This window comes from Limosilactobacillus balticus (assembly GCF_014145615.1).
In the GTDB taxonomy this organism is placed as follows: domain Bacteria; phylum Bacillota; class Bacilli; order Lactobacillales; family Lactobacillaceae; genus Limosilactobacillus; species Limosilactobacillus balticus.
This window is the reverse complement of record NZ_JACIVH010000011.1, coordinates 1-483: the sequence shown is the minus strand read 5'-3', so window position 1 is coordinate 483 and position 483 is coordinate 1. Positions and strand designations below refer to the sequence as shown.

1 protein-coding gene is annotated in these 483 nt (G+C 49.1%); it reads left to right on the top strand.

The window, feature by feature from the left end:
• The coding region (locus H5S10_RS00035) for a hypothetical protein (RefSeq protein WP_267905317.1) at positions 1–483 on the top strand (483 nt) is incomplete at both ends.

The window sequence follows — 483 nt, the reverse complement described above, 5'->3', positions numbered from 1 at the left end:
AAGTAGAGGTACTTTCGCTTGCACTTACCGAAGCTGAAGTTGATTCACTCGCACTTACCGAAGCAGAGGTACTTTCACTTGCACTTACAGATGCTGAAGTTGATTCACTCGCACTTACCGAAGCAGAGGTACTTTCACTTGCACTTACCGAAGCAGAGGTACTTTCACTTGCACTTACGGAGGCTGAGGTACTTTCACTTGCACTCAACGATGTTGAGGCACTTTCGCTGGCGCTTACTGAAGCTGAGGTGCTTTCACTTGCACTTACGGAGGCTGATGTGCTTTCACTTGCACTCAACGATGTTGAGGCACTTTCGCTGGCGCTTACTGAAGCTGAGGTGCTTTCACTCGCACTTACCGAAGCAGAGGTACTTTCACTTGCACTTACAGATGCTGATGTGCTTTCGCTGGCGCTTACTGAAGCTGAGGTGCTTTCGCTCGCACTTACTGAAGCCGAAGTACTTTCGCTGGCGCTTACTAAAG